Below are 20,696 nucleotides of genomic sequence, written 5' to 3'. Positions count from 1 at the left end.
TGCTGGGCGCTACAGGAGCAACTCTGACACGACCGATGCGCCCCGCGCATGGGGGCGCACCCACCCCTCAGGCGGCCTCGCTGATCCGCACCGCCCTCCGCGCACGCACCGCTTCGGCCAGGCTTTCCAGCACCGCCAGCGAGCTGTCCCAGCCGATGCAGCCATCGGTGATGCTCTGGCCGTAGGTCAGTGGCTGGCCGTCGACCAGGTCCTGCCGGCCGGCCACCAGATGGCTCTCCACCATGACACCGACGATGCGCTCTTCCCCATTGGCCAGCTGCGCATTGATGTCCGCGATGACCTTCGGCTGGTTCTCCGGATTCTTGCTGCTGTTGGCGTGGCTGGCATCGATCATGATGCGCGCGGCCAGGTGCGACCTGGCCAGGGTCTGGCTGGTCGCTTCAACGTGGTCGGCATCGTAGTTCGGCGTCTTGCCGCCGCGCAGGATCACGTGGCAATCCGGGTTGCCGGCGGTGGCGACGATGGCGGTGCCGCCCTCCTTGGTCACCGACAGGAAGTGATGCGGATTGGAGGCCGCACCAATCGCATCGGCGGCGATCTTGATGTTGCCGTCGGTGCCGTTCTTGAACCCTACCGGGCAGGACAGCCCCGAGGCCAGTTCGCGATGCACCTGGCTTTCGGTGGTCCGCGCGCCGATCGCGCCCCAGGCGACCAGGTCGGCGATGTACTGCGGCGAGATCACGTCGAGGAATTCAACGCCGGCCGGCAGGCCGAGCTTGTTGATGTCGCGCAGCAGACCGCGCGCCACGCGCAGGCCCTTGTTGATGTTGAAGCTGCCGTCCAGGTCCGGATCGTTGATCAGCCCCTTCCAGCCCACCGTGGTGCGCGGCTTCTCGAAGTACACGCGCATGACGATTTCCAGCTCGTCGGCGTAGGCATCGCGCAGCGGCTTGAGGCGCTGTGCGTATTCGATGGCGGCCACCGGGTCATGGATCGAGCACGGGCCGATCACCACGGCCAAGCGGTCATCACGGCCGTGCAGGATCTCGTGCAGGGCCGCGCGCGAGGCGCTGACCGTATCGGAGGCTTCATCGTCGCAGGGCAGCATCGCCAGCAGCTGTGCCGGCGGGGTCAACGGTTCGATCTTGCGGATGCGCAGGTCGTCGGTATGGGGGGGCATGGGGTAACTCCTTGGAAGTGGGGGTCCCCAGCGCGGCGGCAACAAAAAAGCCGCCAGGTGCGCTGGCGGCTTTCGGGAATGCGTCTGAAGGTTTCTTCAGGGTGAGCGCATGCCTTCCTCCGCCGGTGGCTTCGGAAAGTAATACCAAAAGTAGGAATTGGCGGGGCGTGCGTTCATTGGGGAGTATTGATAACACAGGGGTTTGGAGGTGCCAACTGTTTCATTCGCAACTGCGATGAGCGTTCAGCCGTCATCCGCCCCACCGCTCGATCACCCGCGCGGCAGTGCCGCCAGCTCGGCCAGGTGCTGCTGCAGGGTGCCCGCGGCACCCAACGCATGGGTGGTGGTGAAATACTCATGCCAGCCGGTGGCGCCGATCGCCGCCAGCAGGGCATCGGCATCCAGCCGCTCGGCGCACTGCCACACCGCATAGAACTGCTCGGCCGTGGTGTGCGGCACGTCCTGTTCGATGCGGCCCATCGCCACCGGCGTGATCCGTGCCGGATCCACGTGCTGCATGCCGGCCCCGATGCGGGCGAAGAATGCGCCGCGCGATACCGGATCCAGCGCGGTCCAAGCAGGGGTGGCGGTGTACAGCTCGATCAACATGTGCGACATGGCATTCCTTGAGGTCAGAGCGAGCGCAGCGCGCGCTTGCGGATGTAGGTATTGGCCGGATCGTCGGCGTGCTGCTGCTGCCATTCGCCGCACAGCGCGCGTACCCAGTCGGGCTGGGTCTTGCCGGCGTCGTTGAGCCAGTTGCCGACCGAGTCCTGCACATAGCGCGAGGCATCGCGGCACAGCGCCTGCAGCAGCGGCAGGGCCTGCTGTGGTTCCTGCTTGAACAGCGTGATATGCGCGGCCCACACCCCACGCGGGCGCAGCGCTTCGCAGGCGAACCGGCGCACATTGGGTGAGGCGTCGGTGGTCCAGTCGTGCAGGTGCGACAGCACGCGCAGCGGCTCGGCCACCACATGCGGACGTACCCCCAGCCACGCCCACTCACGCACGCCGAAGTGCGCGTCATCGGCCAGCGGGCGCAGCGCATCCAGCTTGCGCTCCAGCGACAAGGCGGGATCGCTGCCGATCAGATAGCAGGCCCAGCCCCGTACGGTGTCGCTGGTGTGCCGCGACCACGGCGCATGGTCACCGTGTCCGTGCACGCGCAGCAGGGTCGCGGCCCCCTGCATGCGCAGCGTGATGCCGCGCTTGGCCGCGTTGCGCATCGGGGTGATCGCCGAGGCTGGCAGACCGGGCGCGATATTGGCCATGAGCTTGGCGAAGTCCACTGCCAGCACTTCGGCCAGATGGGTGGCTTCGGTTTCACCACGATCCAGCTGCCCGCGTCGCTCGCGGGTGATGGGCTGTTTCATGCGGCGCGCCCTGCGTCGGTGCGCGACCACACGCGTTGCAGCAGCGTGCCGAGCGTGCGGCGCTCCCTGGGGCTGATGTCGGCGAACAGCGAGGCGATCCAGTGCGTCTGCTGGTCGAAGAGCTGCGCGGCCAGGGTCTGGCCTGCCGCGGTCAACTGCACATGGATGCGCCGCTTGTCCTCCGGATCACTGTGACGGCTCACCAGCTGCTCGCGCTCCAGCCCATCGAGCAGGCCGGTGATGGTGGCGCGGGTCACCCCGGCACGCTCGGCCAACTGGTGGGGCGAGAGCGCGGTGTCGGCGCCACGCAGCAGGAACAGCAGCACGAAACGTCCTTCGCTCAGTCCGAGCGGGGCAAGGCGACTCGCGCAGTCCTGGTCGATCGCGCTGGCCAGCGACAGCACCTGGAAACACAACGCCAACTCACCCGCGTCCGGCTGGCCACGTCGCTCCAGTTCGGTCAGGAAGGCCTGGTGTTTGATTTCCAGCATGCAGGCGGATCCGGAATAGTACGGCGGCTAATCATATCGTCACTGCAGAGCATCTGGAAGACCCGCCGCACGTTACGCACTGCAGGTGACAGGTGAAGATCGGCAACAGGATCACCCGCAAGGACGCATGGATGACCCCCTCCCAGGCTGACGCCATCGCCCAGGCCTTCTGCAGCCAGACAACAAGCGCGAGGCCGTTCAGCAGCGCCGACGCGAGCATCGTAGCCGCTGGGGGTTGCGCGACCTCGGCATGTGTGATTTAGTCGTATTCGACCAATATCCACATAAATCTACACAATTTAGGCGTATACGATCAATGCAGACCTTGGCAGAACTGGGCGAAGCCGTGGCCGAACGACGACGCGGCTTGGGCCTGAAACAAGGTGTCGTCGCCGCGCAGGCCGGTATTTCCCAGGTCACGCTGTCCCGTTTCGAGCTGGGAAAAGTGTCCGACTTCGGCGCTCGAAAGCTCCTTGCTGTCCTCGCCGTATTGGGGATGGAGCTGGAGTTCAAGCGCGAGGGCAGCCATGGGTCGCTCGACGAGCTCCGAGAGGAACTACGCGCAGAGGGCCACGATCCATTGCGTGCCGGAAGCACGCCGGGAGCACGCCGGCGATGACTTCATCCGTCTACGTGTCCGGTCGAGAGGTGGCATCGATCCAACAGATTGGCCATTTCCAGAGCGCACTGGTCTATCACTCCAATGTGGACCCCGACGACTTCGTATCGCTCACGATGCATGTCCAACGCGAACCATGGGCATGGGACGAGCCGTTGCCGCCGGTCTTCCAGATGAATCTGCCAGAAGGCTATCTGCTGCAAGTGCTCCAGGAACAGTTCGGCCCTCATATCGGCGCCGATCCGCTCGCCCTCTTGTCGGTGGTTGGTCGCAACATGATCGGTCGCGTGCAGATCGCCGCGCCTGGTACTGACCTGGAGACGCCGTTGGCACCGATCGACGTCGCTCACCTGCTGCAGGGCGACAATTCGGCAGAGGCGTTTGCCCAACTGGTACGGGAGCATGCTGTCAGCGGCGTCTCGGGCGTGGTGCCGAAGTTCCTCGACAATGCGCAGGAGCACGTCGACCTGGGTGGCCATGAGAAAGGCACGCTGCTCACCCATCGCCACATCATCAAGGGCTCCTCGCCGCACCTTCCGTTCGTCTCCCTCAACGAACACCTGTGCATGCAGGTGGCTGCGAAGGTGATTCCCACCGCGACAACACAGATTTCCCAAGACGGCCAGGCCCTGGTGGTCGACCGTTTCGACGTGGATGTGCAGGGCCGCCGTCACTTCGGGATGGAGGACTTCTGCGCATTGCTGGGTCTGCGGCCCGCAAACAAGTACCAGACCACGTGGGAGCGGATCGCCAAGGCGGTACGCGACCATGTTCCCGGTGGCAATCGTGCCACCGTGAACCGGCAACTCGCCGCCACGGTGTTGTTGACGCACGCACTGCGCAATGCGGACTGCCACGCAAAGAACGTAGCACTGCTCTACACGGGGCGAGCGGATGTCCACCTGGCACCGGTGTACGACATGCTCACCACGGCCGCGTATCCGCAGTACGCCATGAATCCGCCCGCCATCCAGCTTGCGGGCCGCAAGACATGGGAGCCGGGCAAGACACTTCAACGTGAGGTCACCAAGGTCTTCGGTGTGTCGGCCATGGAGCAGACGCGGCTGGTTGAACAGATCGGTGCAGCCGTCGCCGACGTAGCGCCGCGGGTGCGCGAGGCCATGGAGCGGCACCCGGGTTTCCATGACATCGGCAAACGCATGCTTCTGGCGTGGCAGGAAGGCATGAGCGTGCTCCGCAGCAAACAGGTCTACGCCCTGCCTGCCCAGGAGATGGGTGAGGGCTTCAAGGGTTTGTCCGATCCGGAGCCGGCGCGGATCGCCCGCGATGTCATTGGCCGATCGGAACTCCTCAAGGTCGATCCGCTGAAATAAGCAGGTCCGAACGCTGAGTGGATGGCCAGCAATACACGCACAAAAAAACCCCGCCTTCCGGCGGGGTTTTTTCGTACTGCTTTGGCGCTTGGCGGGTACCGACCAACGGTATGCCCTCCCTTCGGGCGGGCACCCTTCGGGCCGTCGCAAGCGACGTTAGCAACGGCATTCGCCGTTACTTGCGGCACCTACCGCTCCGATGCGTGCCGACCAAAGGCCGGCCTCGACATCAGAAGTCCATGCCGCCCATGCCACCCATGCCGCCCATGCCGCCGCCAGCTGCGCCAGCGCCGTCATCCTTCTTCGGGGCGTCGGCAACCATGGCTTCGGTGGTGATCATCAGGCCAGCGATCGAGGCAGCGTTCTGCAGCGCCGAACGGGTCACCTTGGTCGGGTCCAGGATGCCGAATTCCAGCATGTCGCCGAATTCGCCGGTGGCCGCGTTGTAGCCGAAGCTGCCGGTGCCTTCCTTGACCTTGTTGACGATCACGGACGGCTCTTCGCCGGCGTTGGCCACGATTTCGCGCAGCGGGGCTTCCATCGCGCGCAGGGCGATCTGGATGCCGTGGTTCTGGTCTTCGTTGGCACCCTTCAGGCCGCTCAGCGCGGTGACCGCACGGACCAGCGCAACGCCGCCGCCCGGGACCACGCCTTCTTCAACGGCTGCACGGGTAGCGTGCAGGGCGTCGTCGACGCGATCCTTCTTTTCCTTCATTTCGATTTCGGTCGAGGCGCCGACCTTGATCACGGCAACGCCGCCGGCCAGCTTGGCCACGCGTTCCTGCAGCTTCTCGCGATCGTAATCCGACGAGGTGTCCTCGATCTGGGTCTTGATCTGGGTGACACGCGCTTCGATGTTGGCCTTCTCGCCGGCGCCATCGATGATCGTGGTGTTTTCCTTGGAGACCTGCACCTTCTTGGCGCGGCCCAGGTCCTTGATCGTCGCCTTTTCCAGCGACAGACCGATTTCCTCGGAGATCACGGTGCCGCCGGTCAGCACGGCCATGTCTTCCAGCATCGCCTTGCGACGATCGCCGAAGCCCGGAGCCTTGACGGCCACGACCTTCACGATGCCACGGATGGTGTTGACCACCAGGGTCGCCAGTGCTTCGCCTTCGATGTCTTCGGCGATGATCAGCAGCGGCTTGCCGGCCTTGGCGACGCCTTCCAGCACGGGCAGCAGGTCGCGCACGTTGGAAATCTTCTTGTCGTGCAGCAGCACGTACGGATCGTCCAGGTCAGCGGTCTGCGACTGCTGGTTGTTGATGAAGTACGGGGACAGGTAGCCACGGTCGAACTGCATGCCTTCGACGACGTCCAGCTCGTTGTCCAGGCCCGAGCCTTCTTCAACGGTGATGACGCCTTCCTTGGTCACGCGGCGCATCGCTTCGGCGATGATGTTGCCGATCGACTCGTCCGAGTTGGCCGAGATCGTGCCGACCTGGGCGATCGCCTTGTCGTCAGCGGTCGGCTTGGAGATGTTCTTCAGCTCGGCGACGGCGGCGATCACGGCCTTGTCGATACCGCGCTTGAGGTCCATCGGGTTCATGCCGGCAGCGACGGCCTTGGCGCCTTCGCGGATCAGGGCCTGGGCCAGCACGGTGGCGGTGGTGGTGCCGTCGCCGGCGTCATCGTTGGTGCGCGACGCGACTTCCTTCACCATCTGCGCGCCCATGTTCTCGAACTTGTCAGCCAGTTCGATTTCCTTGGCGACGGAGACGCCGTCCTTGGTGATGGTCGGCGCGCCGAAGCTCTTTTCGAGCACGACGTTGCGGCCCTTCGGGCCCAGGGTGGCCTTGACGGCATTGGCGAGAACGTTGACGCCGCGCACCATGCGGGCGCGGGCATCTTCACCGAAACGAATATCTTTGGCAGCCATTGCGATTACCTTTTATGTAGAGCCGGGCCATGCCCGGCTTCATGAATGACGGAACGAAGCAACATCCGGCAGCGCCAGGCCAGGCCCGGCGACGCCCACTCAGCCGACGATGGCGAGGATGTCGTCTTCGCGCAGGACCTTGAACTCGACGCCTTCGGACTTGTAGCTGCTGCCGGCGTACTGACCGTAGATGACCTTGTCACCGACCTTCAGCGACGGCGCGCGCACGCTGCCGTTGTCCAGGGGCTTGCCCGGGCCGACGGCCACGACTTCACCCTTGGTCGACTTTTCCTTGGCGGAATCCGGAATCACGATGCCGCCGGACGAGATTTCGTCGGCTTCGATCGGCTTGACTACGACGCGGTCATGAAGCGGCTTGATGCTCATGTGAGACCCTTTTAAGTTGTTGATTGGTCTAGGAAAGTCTGGCGATGTTAGCACTCGCACAGGGCGACTGCCAGCCACGCTCACGAAAAAACCCGACGGTGCGGGACAAAGCAGAGATGGTGCTGGCCCCTCCCCTTTCAAGGGCAGCCGGTCGGATTTTTTTCCGGGGCCGCCCCTGGATGTGAATGTTTGACGCAGTTCTCAATGCGGAAGGTCGAACGCGACGGTCCCATGGATGTGTCATCTGGATTGCGTAGATTCGAGCGGCACTGACCAATCACAAGGAGCCGTAGATGAGGTTGCTGACGCCGCTATCCCTGGCCTGCCTGCTGGCGCTGGCCACCAGCCCGGCCCGGGCCGATGTATTCATCAATGAACTGCATTACGACGACAGCACCCCGGCCGGGGACGTCGGCGAGGCGATCGAGGTGGTCGCCACCGCCGGTGAAGACCTGTCGGGCTACCGGCTCTACCTCTACAACGGCAGCAACCCTTCGGCGGCCGCGGTCTACGCCAACAACGCAGTCCCGGCCGGCACCGCCAGCTGCGGCAGCGCCCGGCTGGCCACGGTCACCTACCCGACCAACGGCATCCAGAACGGCCCGAACGACGGCATCGCCCTGGTCGATGCCAGTGGCAGGGTGGTCCAGTTCCTCAGCTACGAGGGCACCATCACCGCCGCCGGGGGGCCTGCCGCGGGCCTGACCAGCCAGAACATCCCGGTCAGCGAGACCAACGGCACCGCCCCGGGCACCTCCCTCCAGCTGACCGGCGCCGGCAGCCAGTACGCGCATTTCACCTGGACCGCCTCGGCCGCGCAGACCTTCGGCGCCTGCAACAATGGCCAGACCTTCAGTGGCGGCGGCCCGACCGGCCCGAACACGGCGCCCTCGGTCACCGCCACCACCCCCGAGCAGGGCGCCAGCACCTTCCCGGCTGCCGCCGACCTGAGCGTCACCTTCAGTGAGCCGGTCACCCTCACCAGCGGCGCCTTCGCGCTGAGCTGCGGCCAGTCCGGCAGCGTGGCGCTGAGCCACCCGACCACCGGCACCCGCTTCACCCTGGCCACCAACACCGCACTGGTGGCGGGTGAAGCGTGCCGCTTCGACATCCGCGCCACCCGCGTGAAGGATGCCCAGGGCGCGCGCCCGGCCGCCGATACGCGCATCGCCTTCACCGTGGCCACCGCCAGCACGCCCGATCCGGGCAATCCCGGCACGCCCGGGGAGTACTACGCCAGGGTCAACACCTCCACCCCCAGCCAGCTGCGCTGCTCGCTGCACGAAACCATCAAGGGCCACACCGCCTATCCCTACAGCGGCTCGGGCACCAGCACCTGGACCATCCTCGAGATCGCCGACGAAGATCCCAACAACAGCGGCAACATCCTCGATGCCTACCGCAACCGCAGCTACACCAAGGTCAGCGGCCGTGCGGGCACCGGCAGCGGGCTGACCTACAACCGCGAGCACACCTGGCCGAACTCGCTGGGCTTTGCCAGCACCACCGGCGACAAGGGCCTGCCCTACGCGCCCTACACCGACACCCACATGCTGTATCTGACCGATGCGCAGTGGAATGCGGACCGCGGCAACAAGCCCTTTGCCAAATGCGACAGCAACTGCGGTGAACGCGCGACCGAAGCCAACAACGGATTCGGCGGCGGCAGCGGCGGCTACCCCGGCACGTCCAACTGGGTGCGCACGCCGGATGGCAATGGCGGCTCGTTCGAAGTGTGGGGCCACCGCAAGGGCGATATGGCGCGTGCGGTGATGTACATGGCGATCCGTTATGAAGGCGGTAAAGATGCCAAAACCGGGCAGTCCGAGCCGGACCTGGAGCTGACCGACGACCGCAGCAGGATCGTCAAGACCTCGGCCTCGCCGGCCTACATGGGCCTGCTCTCGACCCTGATCGACTGGCACCTGTCCGACCCGCCGGACGCGGCAGAACGCGCCCGCAACGAGGTCATCTTCAGTTTCCAGGGCAACCGCAATCCGTTCATCGACCACCCGGAGTGGGCCACCCCGGCGCTGTTCACCTCGGCCCAGCCGGCGACCTGCCAGCTGGCCAACTGAGCCCAACCGACCGGCGCCCCCTCGCGGCGCCGGTCGGACCATTGGCCTCCCACGGTCCTATACTCGGCGGTCATGTCGATCGCCGATCCCGTCTTCCTGCTGTTCACCACCTGCCCCGACGTGGCCTGCGCCACGCGGCTGGCACATGCGCTGGTGGACGAACGCCTGGCGGCCTGTGTCACGCGCCTGGACGGGGCGCACTCGACCTACCGCTGGCAGGGCGAGGTCACCGAGGACCATGAGGTCCAACTGTTGATCAAGACCACCGGCAGCCGCCTGGAGGCCGCGATCGCGCGCGTTCAGGCCCTGCACCCGTATGAACTCCCTGAGTGCATCGCGGTCGAAACCCGCGCCGGCCTGCCGGCGTACCTGGATTGGATTCGGGCCCAGACCCGTGAGGAAAGTGATTGATGACGCTGTTTCGTCGTGTTGCCGCGCTGTGCGCGTTGCTCGTGCTCTCCCTGCCGGCCTGGGCGGTCAGCGAAAAGGACCTGCTCCCGGTCGATGAGGCTTTCGGGCTCACCGCACAGGCGCGTGATCGCGACCGGGTGGAGATCAGCTGGAAGATCGCCCCGGGCTATTACCTGTATCGCCATCGCACCACGGTCAAGGCCGCTGCCGGCTTCGACGCCGAGGCATTGCAGTTGCCCGCCGGCAAGAAGCACCACGATGATTTCTTCGGCGAGGTGGAGACCTACCGCGAACGCCTGACCGGCGTGCTGCCGGGCAAGGCCGCCGACGGCACCGACACCGTCACGCTGGAAGTGCGCTACCAGGGCTGCGCCGATGCGGGTGTGTGCTACCCGCCGCAGAAGCGCACGCTGCAGGTGAAGCTGCCGGCCGGTGGCAGCGGCGCGGCCAGCAGCGCCCCGGCCGCCGCCGGCGCTGCCGCCTCCCCGTTCAACAACCCGTTGGCCGGCAACACCGGCACCGGGCTGCGCCTGCCCGGCACCAGCAACGCCCAGGCGTTGCCGCTGCCGTCCGAGCGCGCGTTCGGCTTCGATGCGATCGTCGGCGATGGCAATACCGTGCTGCTGCGCTTCACCCCCGCGCCGGGTTACTACCTGTATCGCGACCGCACCTCGCTGGCGCTGGAAGGCGCCCCGGGCATCCGCGCGGACAAGCCGAAGTGGCCGGCCGCCCAATCCCACCGCGATGAGCACTTCGGCGACGTGGCGGTGTATTTCGACCAGATCGACGTGCCGCTGCCCCTGCGGCGCAGCACCGCCGGTGCCTCCGATGCCACCCTGGTGATCACCTTCCAGGGCTGCCAGACCGATGGCATCTGCTACCCGCCGATGACGCGCCGGGTAAAGCTGGCCCTCCCGGCAGGCACGATCAACGCCAAGGCCGATGAGGTCGCGCAGAAGAGCGAGGTCATCGCACCGCTGCCCACGCGTGACAAGCGTGCCCTGGCCCGCGGCGACGCCGGCAGCCAGCCGATGCTGATCCGCCCGAACGAACCTGCCCTGGCCGTGCCGGGCGACACCGCCGCCACGCCCGATGCGAGCGCGGACAACGCGCAGCGCACGCCGCCGCCGGTCGCCCCGGCGGCCGCACCGGGCAACCTGCTGGTGCTGCTGCTGTTCGCCGTGGCCGGTGGCCTGATCCTCAACCTGATGCCGTGCGTGCTGCCGATCCTGTCGCTGAAGGTGCTGGGCGTGGCGCAGAGTGGCGAGAGCCGCCAGCGTGCGCGCAGCCATGCGCTCTGGTACACCGCCGGCGTGCTGGTCGCCTTCGCCGCCATCGGCGCGCTGGTGATCGCGCTGCGTGCGGCTGGCCAGGCCGCAGGCTGGGGCTTCCAGCTGCAGCACCCGTGGTTCATCGCCGCGCTGGTCTACCTGATGTTCGCCGTCGGCCTGAGCCTGTCGGGTGTGTTCACCCTGGGCGGCAGCATGGGCGGCGTCGGCCAGTCGCTGGCCTCGCGCAGCGGCCCGGTGGGAGATTTCTTCACCGGCGTGCTCGCCTGCGTGGTCGCCAGCCCGTGCGTGGCCCCGTTCATGGGCCCGGCGCTGGCGTATGCGTTTGCCGCCCCGGGCCTGCAGGCGATGCTGGTGTTCCTGGCACTCGGCCTGGGCCTGGCGCTGCCGTTCCTGCTGATCGGCTTCGTGCCCTCGCTGGCCCGTCGCCTGCCGCGCCCGGGCGCGTGGATGGAGACCCTCAAGCTGGTGCTGGCCTTCCCGATGTACGGCACCGCGATCTGGTTGCTGTGGGTGCTGGGCAAGCAGCGCGGCGTGGATGCGATGGCGCTGGTGCTGGGCGGCCTGGTGATCCTGTCGCTGGCACTGTGGTGGTTCGAGCGCAGCCGCTGGCGCAGCCAGCGCGTCGCCGGCCTGCTGGCCATGCTGCTGATCCTGGCCGCGCTGTATCCGGTCTGGGGCGTGACCCGCCTGGATCCGCCGGCCAAGGCTGCGCAGCCGGCCAGCGACAACGTGGTCGAGTACTCGCCGCAGATGCTTGATCGCCTGCGCCAGGACAACCGCGTGGTGTTCGTCAACATGACCGCCGACTGGTGCGTCACCTGCAAGGCCAACGAACGCGCCGTGCTTGGCACCAACGCCTTCCGCGACACCCTGCGCCGGACCAACGCGGTCTACATGCGCGGCGACTACACCAATGTCGATCCGCAGATCACCGCGTTCCTCGATGAACACAAGGCCGTCGGCGTGCCGCTGTACGTGGTCTACGGCCCCGGCGCACCGCCGACCGTGCTGCCGACCGTGCTCACCCAGGCGCTGGTGGAAGAAGCGCTGCTGCGGACCGCGCGATGAGGACGCGGCCACCACGCCGGACGGTCGTGGTGGTCGTGATCGCCGCCGTGCTCGGTATCGGCGCCGGCGTGTGGTTCCCGGGACGGGAAACCGGTCCGGCCCCTGCCCCGCCACCGCCGCGCCCGGTGGTGGCCCCGGCCCGGCCGGGCGACCCGCTGCCGGCGATCACCCTGCCGGACCTCCACGGCCAACCGGTGGATCTGGCCCGCTTCCGCGGGCGCCCGCTGCTGATCAACGTCTGGGCCAGCTGGTGCGGCCCGTGCGTGGAAGAAATGCCCGCGCTGACCGCGTTTGCCGCCGGCGAGGGTGCCGGCGGGGTGCAGGTGCTCGGGCTGGCGCTGGATACGCCCGAGGGCGTGCGCGATTTTCTGACCCGCATTCCGGTCACCTATCCGATCGTGCTCGAGACGCCCGGGCCGGCCGATGCCAGCGTGCGGCTGGGCAACGCGCAGGGACTGCTGCCGTACTCGGTGCTGGTCGATGCGCAGGGACGGATCGTGAAACAGAAGCTGGGGCCGTTCGCGGCCGGTGAGATCGAGGCCTGGGCGAGGCACTGACGACAGTGCTGCGCATGCCGGGATTCCCGGCTCAGTCGGCCTGCTGCAGCTGATCACCCGTCCACGGGCCGAGCCGTCCGCGACCATCCATGGCGTGCTCCCGCATGGCGCCGTCCGCCTCTACGAAATGGAAGAACAGCTGACACCAGATGCCCTTGGCCAGCGGTTCACGCCAGTGCGGCACCTGCATTCCCCGGTACACCAGGGCATCACCGACATCCAGGGGAACGGCCACGTCGACGCCATCAGACTCGACGAAGATGGGCCAGAGTCCATCGGCATTCCGGAAGCCGACCGTCATGGTGGCACTGACCTCGCACGCCCCGCGATCAACGTGTTTGCGCAACCTTGACGCGGTGGTGTAAATCCGTGCGAAAGAATAGGTCGCCAGCAGTTTCAAACCGGTCAGGGTCTCCAGCCGGGCCTGTACGGTGGGCAGCATCGCCTCGCCGAGTGCGTCGGCATATCGGTCAAGTGCCTGGACGCCCGGCTTGACCGTGTAGTAGCCAAGGCAATTGGTGAACGAGAGGTAGTACCGGAACGCGATGTCCAGGACCTCGCGGGGGATGAGTGCGGGGACGACCTCATACCCACGCTGTTCAAAAAGGGCGGTCGCGGGGGGCGTTTCGATCGCCAGCGCCGGTTCCATCATTTCGTCCTCTCCTCTGTCAATTGAATGATTCCCTCGTGGACCTCGGCGCTGATCAGCGCTTGCCGATGCGACGCCGGCAGTTTCAGCAGCGCCTCGACAAAACCCGCCACCGCGCCCTGCTCGACCAGGTTGGCGCACTCGATGGCGATCAGCTCGCGCAGCTGCTCGCCGGTCACGGGATGGCGACTGCCGTCCAGACGACTGACAACGGAGCCCTCATGGAACGCCGTCAACCAGGCGGAGGGCCTGTGACTGATTGCGAACAGATACACCAGATGTTCCGCTTCCCGCCCGATGGCCGCGACGATCTCCTCACGCAGCTGCGGCGACTGGCAGGCGAAGGAGAATGCGTTGGTTCCGTAGATGCTGTGATACATGCCCGCGGCAGCCACGTGCTCGGAGCAACCCCACTGCCTGAGCAGCGCCGCCGTTCCCGCCAGATGCTCCAGCAACGTTCTGCCGCTGTGGGTCACACCCGCGGCACCGAGATGGTGCAGCAGCGTGGTGAGTGGCCCGGACGCGGCGGAGAGGATCGGCCTGGCCTCCATTCACTGGTCTCCCGGACGCGCCAGGCGTGTCTTGATCACCACCGAGACACGCAACTCCGGACATTCACGACTGGCCGAGCGCGCCACATGCGGTGTTGCGCCGCGAAACACGATCACCCTGCCCGGCTCGGGGAGCACGGCTTTGCCAGCGCCGCCACCCTGCGGGAAGAACACGGTCTCTCCGGCCCAGTTCGCGTCCCAGGCGGCATGCGCGTAATAGATGGTGGTGAACGCGTCCTCCTCCTCGCTGTCGGTATGGATGTACCCTTCGACACCGTAGGTGTGTCCGTTGGCGTAGACACGCACCGGGACGTGCCCTTCGAGAATGCCGGAGGCAAGCAGCCGCCACAGCCGATGGATCGGCTGGGCCTGCACGTTGGCGGCCAGTGCCGGCTCGCAGCTGAGCTGGTCGTCCTCTCCCCCACCGGCGAAATGCGCATGCCAGAATCCGTAGCGATCATGGTCCTTCACCGATTTCCAGCCGTAGGCCCAGATCGGGCGCCGGACCAGCCCGAGGATCTCCCTCCGCAACGCCAACGGCACGCTGTCTTCAAGAACCAGCACCTCGCCGTGCGCCGGCATCACGTGGGCGGGAGCAAGGCGATCGAGTTGTAGTGTCGACATCTGTTCAACTCCTTCTGCGTCATGGAGATCGATCCACGTGGATGTGCAGGTGCTCGCTCCTGCAGCCTCATGCGGGTAGTTCATCGCACCTCGCCGGCGTTACCTCGTACAGGCATCCCTGGCGCATCTCCAGCACGCGGTCGGCGATGGCGATGGTCTGGGGACGGTGCGCGATGATGATGCGGGTGATGCTCAGGGCCTGGATCGCCTCATTGATGAGGCGCTCGTTCTCCAGATCCAGATGGCTGCTGGCCTCGTCGAGAATCAGGATCCTCGGCTCGCGGTACAGCGCACGCGCGAGTATCAGGCGCTGCCGTTGTCCTCCCGACAGCGACGCGCCCAGGTCGATGACGCGGGTGTCGTAGCGAAGTGGCATGGCCATCACTTCGTCATGCATCTGGGCCAGCATCGCCGCCCTGCTCACGCGTTCCCGCGAGAATCCAGGCTCGAAGAAGGCGATGTTCTCGGCGATGGTGCCGTTGAACAACTGATCGTCCTGCAGGACGCAGGCAATCTGCTCACGCAGATGCTCGCGCCGCAGCACCTGCATCGGCCGCCCCCCCAGCTCGATACGCCCCTGGTCCGGCTCCAGCAGCCCCACCAGTACTTTGGCCAAGGTCGATTTGCCACTGCCGGAGGCGCCGGTGATGGCGACGCACTCGCCACTGCCCACCACGAAACTGACGCCGGCGAGTACCAGTGGGCCATCACTGTTGTAGCGGAACTGCAGCGCATGGACGGAGAAATCGCTGCGTCCCGGGAGTGGCAGCTCGTCGCCCCCCGGCGCCTGCGCTGGCCCGGACACGATATCGGCCAGACGCACGCTGTGCAGCCGCAACGTCCGCCACTGCGCGACCAGATCCAGCATCCGGATCGACCTGAGCGAGAACTGATAGGCGTAGGTGACGTAAGCGACCAGCATGCCCGCCGTGATGCTCCCGCGGATCGCCAGCCATGCGCCGAGTCCGACCGCCGCTATCCAGTGCAGGCGCAGGATCGCCTGACCCATCTCGTCCACCATCCCGCCCCAGCGCTGCACGGAGGCGCTCGCCTGTGCCGCGTCGCGTGTCTTCCTGTTGTATCTGGACACCTGCTTCTCTTCGTCGCCGGCCGCCTTGATCGAGTGCACACCATGAAGGATCTCGAGCAGCTGTCCCTGCTGGGAGGACCTGGCCCGGATCGCGCGCTCGGTGCCCTCCAGCAACCGCGAGAGCGTCAGGCTTCGCAGTATTCCGTATGCCAGGCAGAAGCAGAACGTCAGCAGGGCCAACGTTGGCGAATAAGCCAGGATGATCACCAACGTCAACAGGGCGGTGACACCGTCCAGCACACCCTCGACGAACTTGTTGGTCACCACCCGCTGGATTTCTTCTATGGACGCAAAGCGCGAGTGTACGTCGCTGATGGAGCGACGCATGAAGAAAATGTACGGGAGCCGCAGAAGCCGGCTGCACACCGCGGCATTCCACGCCACCGTCAGCTCCTCGCCCAGCCGCAGCAACGTCCAGGAACGCGCCATCGATACCAGCGTCTGCAGCACTGCCGCGACCATGAACGCGGCCACCAGCATCCACAACAGTCCACTGTCGCCTGCGGGGATGATCGAGTCCGTTGAGACCTGGATGAACAATGGCGCTATCAGGGCCAGTACCTCCAGCAACAAGGCCATCCCGACCACGGCCGCGATCGTTCCGCGGCGCTGCAGCACGCCTTCGCGCAACAGTACCAGCGCGCTTCGATCGGCGGCCGGGCGGACCCGACCGAAGTCCAGACCGACCGTGGCTTCCACGACAATCCCCGTGAAACGACGATCGAACTCGCGGGACCCCACGACCATGCGCCCGACCGCAGGATCCACCAGGTGGAATCCATCATCGGCGACGCCCTCGAGCACTACGAAATGCACGACATCCCAGTGCAGGATGCAGGGCATCTTCAGCTGGGCAAGATGATCAGGCTCCGCCCGGAAGATACGTGCATCCAGGCCGAGCGATTGCGCCATGCGCACGATCTGACTGACGCTGGTCCCCCGCGACGACGGCACGAAGCGGGAGCGCATCTGCTCAAGCGTCCACGGCTGCCCGTGATGTTCCATCAACATGGCCAGGCAGGCATGCGCGCATTCAAGCATCTCCGCCTGCAGGATCACGGGGACCCGGCGACGTCGACGCCTCATGAGACGCTCCATCCCTCTCTGGCTCATGAGCGATGGGTCTCGAAACGGCGCCAGGCGGGCAGCATCCAGCCGAGCAATGAGTGGCGCTGCGGCAAGGACACGCGCAGCGGTCCAGACGGCACAGGAAGGTCGGCCGGCCAGGCCAGCATGGCCCGCTGCATCCTGGCATCTCCCGGCATGGACCACTGTGTGACCTCAAGCCGTCGACGGCTGCCTTGCCCTTCCGCAGCAGGCAATGCGATGACCAGCCAGCCGGGGCGCCCGCCTCGCGGCACATCGATCCACGGCACGGGCGCGCAGCCGGCTGCGCCATCGCAGGTGGACGCATCAGTCTGCAGTGACGCTGTCTGCCACCGCATCTGTGTGTGTTCGATATGGCCCAGGACCAGGACCAGCGCGGCAACAGCGAGCAGGCTGGGCAGCAGCAGCCAGGCGCCGGACGGCACCTTGGCCGAGGTGACCCGCAGCCAGTCGGCCGCCCCGGGACTGTCGAAGACCTGCCGGCGCAACAGGGGCGATGACGAGGTCTCCAACGACGTGTCTTTCCTGTTCACGCCACGCCCGCCTCGAGCGTCGATGGAAGGGCTGCAGGCAACGCGCGACTTCCGGCCGCCAGCCGCGTCTGCACGTGCCGGTGGAAGCGCATGAGTGCGTCACAGTAGACGGAACGGTTGTCGAAGCCGCGGGCCCGCGTGTACCGGTGGGCGGGTTCGCCACCCGCACACACATCAGAGAACTCGCAGTCCTGGCAGGCATCCGGGACGTGGATCAGTTCGTGGACGAGCTGTTGAAGGTGGGGTTGTTGGACATAGTCCTTGAATGCGGTATCGACGACATTCAACTCCTGCTGGCTCCAGAACCAGTCGGAGGCGATCATGAAGTCGTCCTGGATGCGGACCCTGCCATCACTCAGCAGCGCAAAGCCCATCGTGATGCGGTCACGCGCGCCCCGCAGGCCGTGCTCGACCGCCAGCAGTGCGCGTACTGTGCTGGTGAACAGCGACACATCCACGCGGTTCCGGTCATGTAACAGCCAGTGATCGAACATATCGCAGAGATCCGAAGCCAGTTTGTCCAGGACCGGTGCGCCGGGTGGCATGTCTGCCGTGCGGTCGACGAACAGCAGCTTGATATGGTTGAGCCCGAGCGTGTCCACCATATGGCGGTACTGGGCCACGCCGTCGAATGTCTCGCCCATCACGGTCAGAGCCGTTACGCGGACATGCCCGGCCCGTTCGAGAGGAAGCAGGGTGTCCAGCGTGTGCCTGACCCGGTCGTAGGATCCCTTTCCCGCGTGGTCGACCCGATGCGTGTCGTGCAGTTGACGGTCGCCATCGATGCTGATGCCGACGCCCATCCGCTGCTCCACGATCAATGACAGCCATTCCCTGGACATGTGCACGCCATTGGTCTGCAGCGCGAATCCCACCTCGACCTGTCCCTCGAGGTCCTGACGGGCCTGCTCGCAGAATGCCCTGACGCGTGAAGCTTTGGCCAGCGTGGGTTCGCCGCCATGAAACCCGAAGACGACCCGGCGGACCGGGGCACTGACCAGCGCCTCACGGATGTAGCCGATCAGGTCCAACAGCAGGCCATCGGGCATCAACGTCGCCCGTTGATAGACCTCCGCGTTCTCGTCGGTGTAGTAGTAACAGTAGGAGCACTTCAGGTTGCAGCGCTCGACCAGTTTGATGATGACGTACAGGGCGTTGATACGCATGAGCTGGCTCCGGCATCGTGCTTTCTGGCGCGTGGCGGTGACGACACGATGCCGTCACCGCCACGGGGTTCACGTCGCTGTGATCAGCTCAGCTGGTTCACCGCGGGCTCGATCGGCCCGACCTTCACCCAGCCACCGTCACCACCAAAAATGTCACGAGCTTCCATCTCGTCGAGCTCGCGCAGTACCAATTCAGACGCGGCCTTTGCGAGGTCGTTGACGTTGGTTTCGTTGCTCATCTGCAATCTCCATGTAATGTTGCCAAAGCCGGCAACGGGCATCTGCTTGCGCAGATTCCTGCCGGACGCGCGCTCCGCGCACCCGGACATATCCTCATACAGCCAAAGACGATGGTGACCCGGCATCCAGCATCTGTCGCAGCCGTGCGCCGGCGACGCTCAGCGCGTGGTCACGCTGCAGCGGCTGCCGACCATCCAGCGCCAGCATCAGCTGCCGGCGCGCGATGCGGCGCCGAAGCGCCCCATCGGCACCCGACCGGGCCGCAATGCAGGCAAGCACCCGGCTGACGTTGTGATGCTCGTGGGCAGAGGCCAGCGCGCGCCGGCTGGTGGTGTACCACCGTCGATGCGGAAGGTAGTGCAGCTGTTCCCTGCCCTGCTCACCGAGCGGGGTGATCATCGCGATCTGGAGCAGCTTCTGCTGCGCGGCTGCCGCGACGATCATCTCGACGTAATCCAGTGGCTCGCGCCCGCTGCGCACTGCCAGCAGTCCCGGATGGCCTGGGCTGCTGAGCCCGCAGTCCAGGGCGTCGCGCGTTACCAGGACGCCATCGATGACCGTGTCGATCCAGGCCGCGTAGCTCGCAGATGCCTCGTGGATGATCTCCATGGCCTCGGTGATGCCTTGCACCGCGACGCGGAAATCGTTCCTGGACAGGCTCGGCACGGTGCCAGCACACGCCAGGGGATCGGGAAACACGCCTTCTGTGTGACCGCTTCCCACATCGACCAGATAGCGCAGCCCGCTGCCCGGGCGCCAGCGGAGGACACATCGGTCCCCGCCGACCGGCGATGACAGCACGGAGAACCGCGTACCGTCGTGGCGCAACGACCAGTGACCGCGCTGCGACTCCAGTTCCAGCGTCGATGTCTCGACGCGCACCGTCGTCGTTCCGGCGACTTCCAGGCGATGGCCATCCACGTAGATCCGGCCCGGCGCGTCGAGCTCGAGCGTCACGTCGGCAGGCACCGCGTGACTTGCAACTGCTGCGATGAACTGCAGTGCCGCCAGTTGCGGGCGCGTCGTGCACAGGTGTGCCGCCATGCCCACCTCCGGCCGCCAACCTGGCCTCAGACACGCGGGCATCATTGCATCGAGGACGAGAGGATCCGTACCGGTGCGCTCAAGCATCGACTGGATACGCCGCCGCACCTGCGTGGCGTAGCCGTGTGCCACCTGCGCGGACGCGTCGTCTGGCGGCGCATCCAGCGCCGGGAGAGCAAGGCTGGCGATCAGATCGATCATCGCCCCTCCCAGGTACCATCGCGCAGGAAGAACGTGGCAATCCACTTCTCTCCCGCCACCAGCGGCACACCGGCATGCAACGTGAGGCTGTCCGCCGTCGCGCAGGGATACGCGAAGTAAAGCGCGTTGCCCTGCTGCGGGTAGATCTCCATCTCGATATCCGGAAAGCTGGTGGCACCGCCCTGGGCCGGCGTGTTGAGATACATGATCAGCGTCGCGACGCGTTGTCCCTGCCCTTCAGCGCGGTCGCTCGCCGGAAAGAAGTCGTGATGGGGCGAGAAGTCAGCGCCAACGCCATAGCGGACCACCTGCAGGTGCTCCATCCAGCCGGCAGGCCAATGGGTCAGGTCCGCTACCCGCGCCTGGATACGGTCAACGATGATCGACTGGCCGGGCGCTATCCAGGCCTGTTCACTGGTTCGCGCGTACAACGTGACACTACCGGCCGCGGCGTGGCCATCGCCCACCCGGACCTGCGATCGCCGCAGCAAGGGCTCGGCCAGACCGATGATCTCCGCGCACTCCGCTGCGTCAAGGAATCCGGACAGCAGGCACGCATCCGGACGCTGCCACCGCGCCTGGACGAGCAGCGTGCGATCCCCAAGCTGCAGGCGCGTCGCATGTCCGTCCGGTAGCCGGGGACGCGACGACTGCATCGCAGGCTCGCCCAGCGCATCGTTGATGGCACGATCGATGCTGCCCGGATGCCAGCCCATCCGGAGGAGATCATCCACGATCGCCGACGACGCCATGCCGGTGCCGCGCTGGGCCTGGATGTACGAGCGAACCTCATCAGCTGCGATCATTTCATCCTCCTGGAAAACGACAGTCCCTCCCACGCAGCACCTGCGTGGCCCAGCT

21 protein-coding genes are annotated in these 20,696 nt (G+C 66.1%); 6 read left to right on the top strand and 15 right to left on the bottom strand.

The features are described from left to right. Positions 1-67: 67 nt before the first annotated feature. The 4 genes from aroG to HH110_RS01730 all read right to left on the bottom strand — a co-directional run bounded on the left by aroG (position 68) and on the right by HH110_RS01730 (position 3,005). Positions 68-1,141: a 3-deoxy-7-phosphoheptulonate synthase AroG gene (aroG, locus tag HH110_RS01745; protein ID WP_176988046.1), complete on the bottom strand. Its 1,074-nt coding sequence runs from the start codon at positions 1,139-1,141 to the stop codon at positions 68-70. Between the two features lie 270 nt (positions 1,142-1,411). Continuing rightward, positions 1,412-1,759: a DUF6616 family protein gene (locus HH110_RS01740; protein ID WP_176988045.1), complete on the bottom strand. Its 348-nt coding sequence runs from the start codon at positions 1,757-1,759 to the stop codon at positions 1,412-1,414. Positions 1,760-1,773: 14 nt separating this feature from the next. Beyond that, positions 1,774-2,514, bottom strand: a complete 741-nt coding sequence (locus HH110_RS01735) for a DNA alkylation repair protein (RefSeq protein WP_176988044.1) — start codon at positions 2,512-2,514, stop codon at positions 1,774-1,776. Then, a complete protein-coding gene (locus tag HH110_RS01730) occupies positions 2,511-3,005 on the bottom strand; it encodes a MarR family winged helix-turn-helix transcriptional regulator (RefSeq protein ID WP_176988043.1) in 495 nt (164 codons plus the stop codon). Before HH110_RS01730 ends, HH110_RS01735 begins: the two co-directional genes overlap by 4 nt. 250 nt (positions 3,006-3,255) lie before the next feature. Between HH110_RS01730 and HH110_RS19575 the strand changes: the two genes are divergently transcribed. Together HH110_RS19575 and HH110_RS01720 are read left to right on the top strand one after the other, a co-directional pair. Then, the gene (locus tag HH110_RS19575) at positions 3,256-3,624 is read left to right on the top strand and encodes a helix-turn-helix domain-containing protein (RefSeq protein WP_369407602.1); all 369 of its coding nucleotides are present in this window, start codon (positions 3,256-3,258) and stop codon (positions 3,622-3,624) included. After that, positions 3,621-4,958: a type II toxin-antitoxin system HipA family toxin gene (locus HH110_RS01720; protein ID WP_176988041.1), complete on the top strand. Its 1,338-nt coding sequence runs from the start codon at positions 3,621-3,623 to the stop codon at positions 4,956-4,958. Before HH110_RS19575 ends, HH110_RS01720 begins: the two co-directional genes overlap by 4 nt. Before the next feature lie 229 nt (positions 4,959-5,187). On the opposite strand, the gene groL is transcribed toward HH110_RS01720, so the two are convergent. Together groL and HH110_RS01710 are read right to left on the bottom strand one after the other, a co-directional pair. Further along, positions 5,188-6,837 carry a chaperonin GroEL gene (gene groL, locus HH110_RS01715; protein WP_176988040.1) on the bottom strand — a complete coding sequence of 550 codons (1,650 nt, stop codon included), beginning with the start codon at positions 6,835-6,837 and terminating at the stop codon, positions 5,188-5,190. A gap of 99 nt (positions 6,838-6,936) precedes the next feature. Further along, complete coding sequence (locus HH110_RS01710; protein WP_019183551.1) at positions 6,937-7,224, bottom strand: co-chaperone GroES; 288 nt, start codon at positions 7,222-7,224, stop codon at positions 6,937-6,939. Positions 7,225-7,517: 293 nt separating this feature from the next. On the opposite strand from HH110_RS01710, the gene HH110_RS01705 reads away from it, so the two are divergent. The 4 genes from HH110_RS01705 (at position 7,518) to HH110_RS01690 (ending at position 12,630) form a co-directional block, all read left to right on the top strand. Next, positions 7,518-9,302, top strand: coding sequence for an endonuclease (locus HH110_RS01705; protein WP_176988039.1), 1,785 nt, complete (start codon positions 7,518-7,520; stop codon positions 9,300-9,302). 72 nt (positions 9,303-9,374) lie between these two features. After that, positions 9,375-9,713, top strand: a complete 339-nt coding sequence (cutA, locus tag HH110_RS01700) for a divalent-cation tolerance protein CutA (protein ID WP_176988038.1) — start codon at positions 9,375-9,377, stop codon at positions 9,711-9,713. Further along, positions 9,713-12,073, top strand: coding sequence for a protein-disulfide reductase DsbD (locus HH110_RS01695; protein WP_176988037.1), 2,361 nt, complete (start codon positions 9,713-9,715; stop codon positions 12,071-12,073). The genes cutA and HH110_RS01695 overlap by 1 nt, the downstream gene beginning before the upstream one ends. Before the next feature lie 29 nt (positions 12,074-12,102). Then, positions 12,103-12,630: a TlpA disulfide reductase family protein gene (locus HH110_RS01690; protein ID WP_342589204.1), complete on the top strand. Its 528-nt coding sequence runs from the start codon at positions 12,103-12,105 to the stop codon at positions 12,628-12,630. A gap of 31 nt (positions 12,631-12,661) precedes the next feature. On the opposite strand, the gene HH110_RS01685 is transcribed toward HH110_RS01690, so the two are convergent. The 9 genes from HH110_RS01685 to HH110_RS01645 form a co-directional block, all read right to left on the bottom strand. Further along, the gene (locus HH110_RS01685; protein WP_176988035.1) at positions 12,662-13,279 is read right to left on the bottom strand and encodes a hypothetical protein; all 618 of its coding nucleotides are present in this window, start codon (positions 13,277-13,279) and stop codon (positions 12,662-12,664) included. Beyond that, positions 13,279-13,830: a DUF6817 domain-containing protein gene (locus tag HH110_RS01680; RefSeq protein ID WP_176988034.1), complete on the bottom strand. Its 552-nt coding sequence runs from the start codon at positions 13,828-13,830 to the stop codon at positions 13,279-13,281. Before HH110_RS01680 ends, HH110_RS01685 begins: the two co-directional genes overlap by 1 nt. Continuing rightward, positions 13,831-14,454, bottom strand: coding sequence for a hypothetical protein (locus HH110_RS01675; protein ID WP_176988033.1), 624 nt, complete (start codon positions 14,452-14,454; stop codon positions 13,831-13,833). It lies immediately after the preceding gene. Positions 14,455-14,521: 67 nt separating this feature from the next. Further along, the gene (locus HH110_RS01670; protein WP_275134884.1) at positions 14,522-16,630 is read right to left on the bottom strand and encodes a peptidase domain-containing ABC transporter; all 2,109 of its coding nucleotides are present in this window, start codon (positions 16,628-16,630) and stop codon (positions 14,522-14,524) included. Positions 16,631-16,653: 23 nt separating this feature from the next. After that, the gene (locus tag HH110_RS01665; protein ID WP_176988031.1) at positions 16,654-17,184 is read right to left on the bottom strand and encodes a hypothetical protein; all 531 of its coding nucleotides are present in this window, start codon (positions 17,182-17,184) and stop codon (positions 16,654-16,656) included. Further along, on the bottom strand, positions 17,181-18,350 hold the full coding sequence (locus HH110_RS01660) for a radical SAM protein (protein WP_176988030.1): 1,170 nt from the start codon (positions 18,348-18,350) through the stop codon (positions 17,181-17,183). Before HH110_RS01660 ends, HH110_RS01665 begins: the two co-directional genes overlap by 4 nt. Before the next feature lie 83 nt (positions 18,351-18,433). Further along, positions 18,434-18,589, bottom strand: coding sequence for a hypothetical protein (locus HH110_RS01655; protein ID WP_176988029.1), 156 nt, complete (start codon positions 18,587-18,589; stop codon positions 18,434-18,436). A gap of 94 nt (positions 18,590-18,683) precedes the next feature. Next, entirely contained in the window at positions 18,684-19,835 is a 1,152-nt protein-coding gene (locus tag HH110_RS01650) for a hypothetical protein (protein WP_176988028.1), read from the bottom strand. Further along, positions 19,832-20,641 carry a 2OG-Fe(II) oxygenase gene (locus HH110_RS01645; RefSeq protein ID WP_176988027.1) on the bottom strand — a complete coding sequence of 270 codons (810 nt, stop codon included), beginning with the start codon at positions 20,639-20,641 and terminating at the stop codon, positions 19,832-19,834. Before HH110_RS01645 ends, HH110_RS01650 begins: the two co-directional genes overlap by 4 nt. Positions 20,642-20,696 lie beyond the last annotated feature (55 nt).

Origin of the sequence: Stenotrophomonas sp. SAM-B (assembly GCF_013387485.1) — a bacterium.
GTDB lineage: Bacteria > Pseudomonadota > Gammaproteobacteria > Xanthomonadales > Xanthomonadaceae > Stenotrophomonas > Stenotrophomonas maltophilia_AA.
The sequence above is the reverse complement of the archived record's forward strand: the minus strand, read 5'-3'. Positions and strand labels throughout refer to the sequence as shown.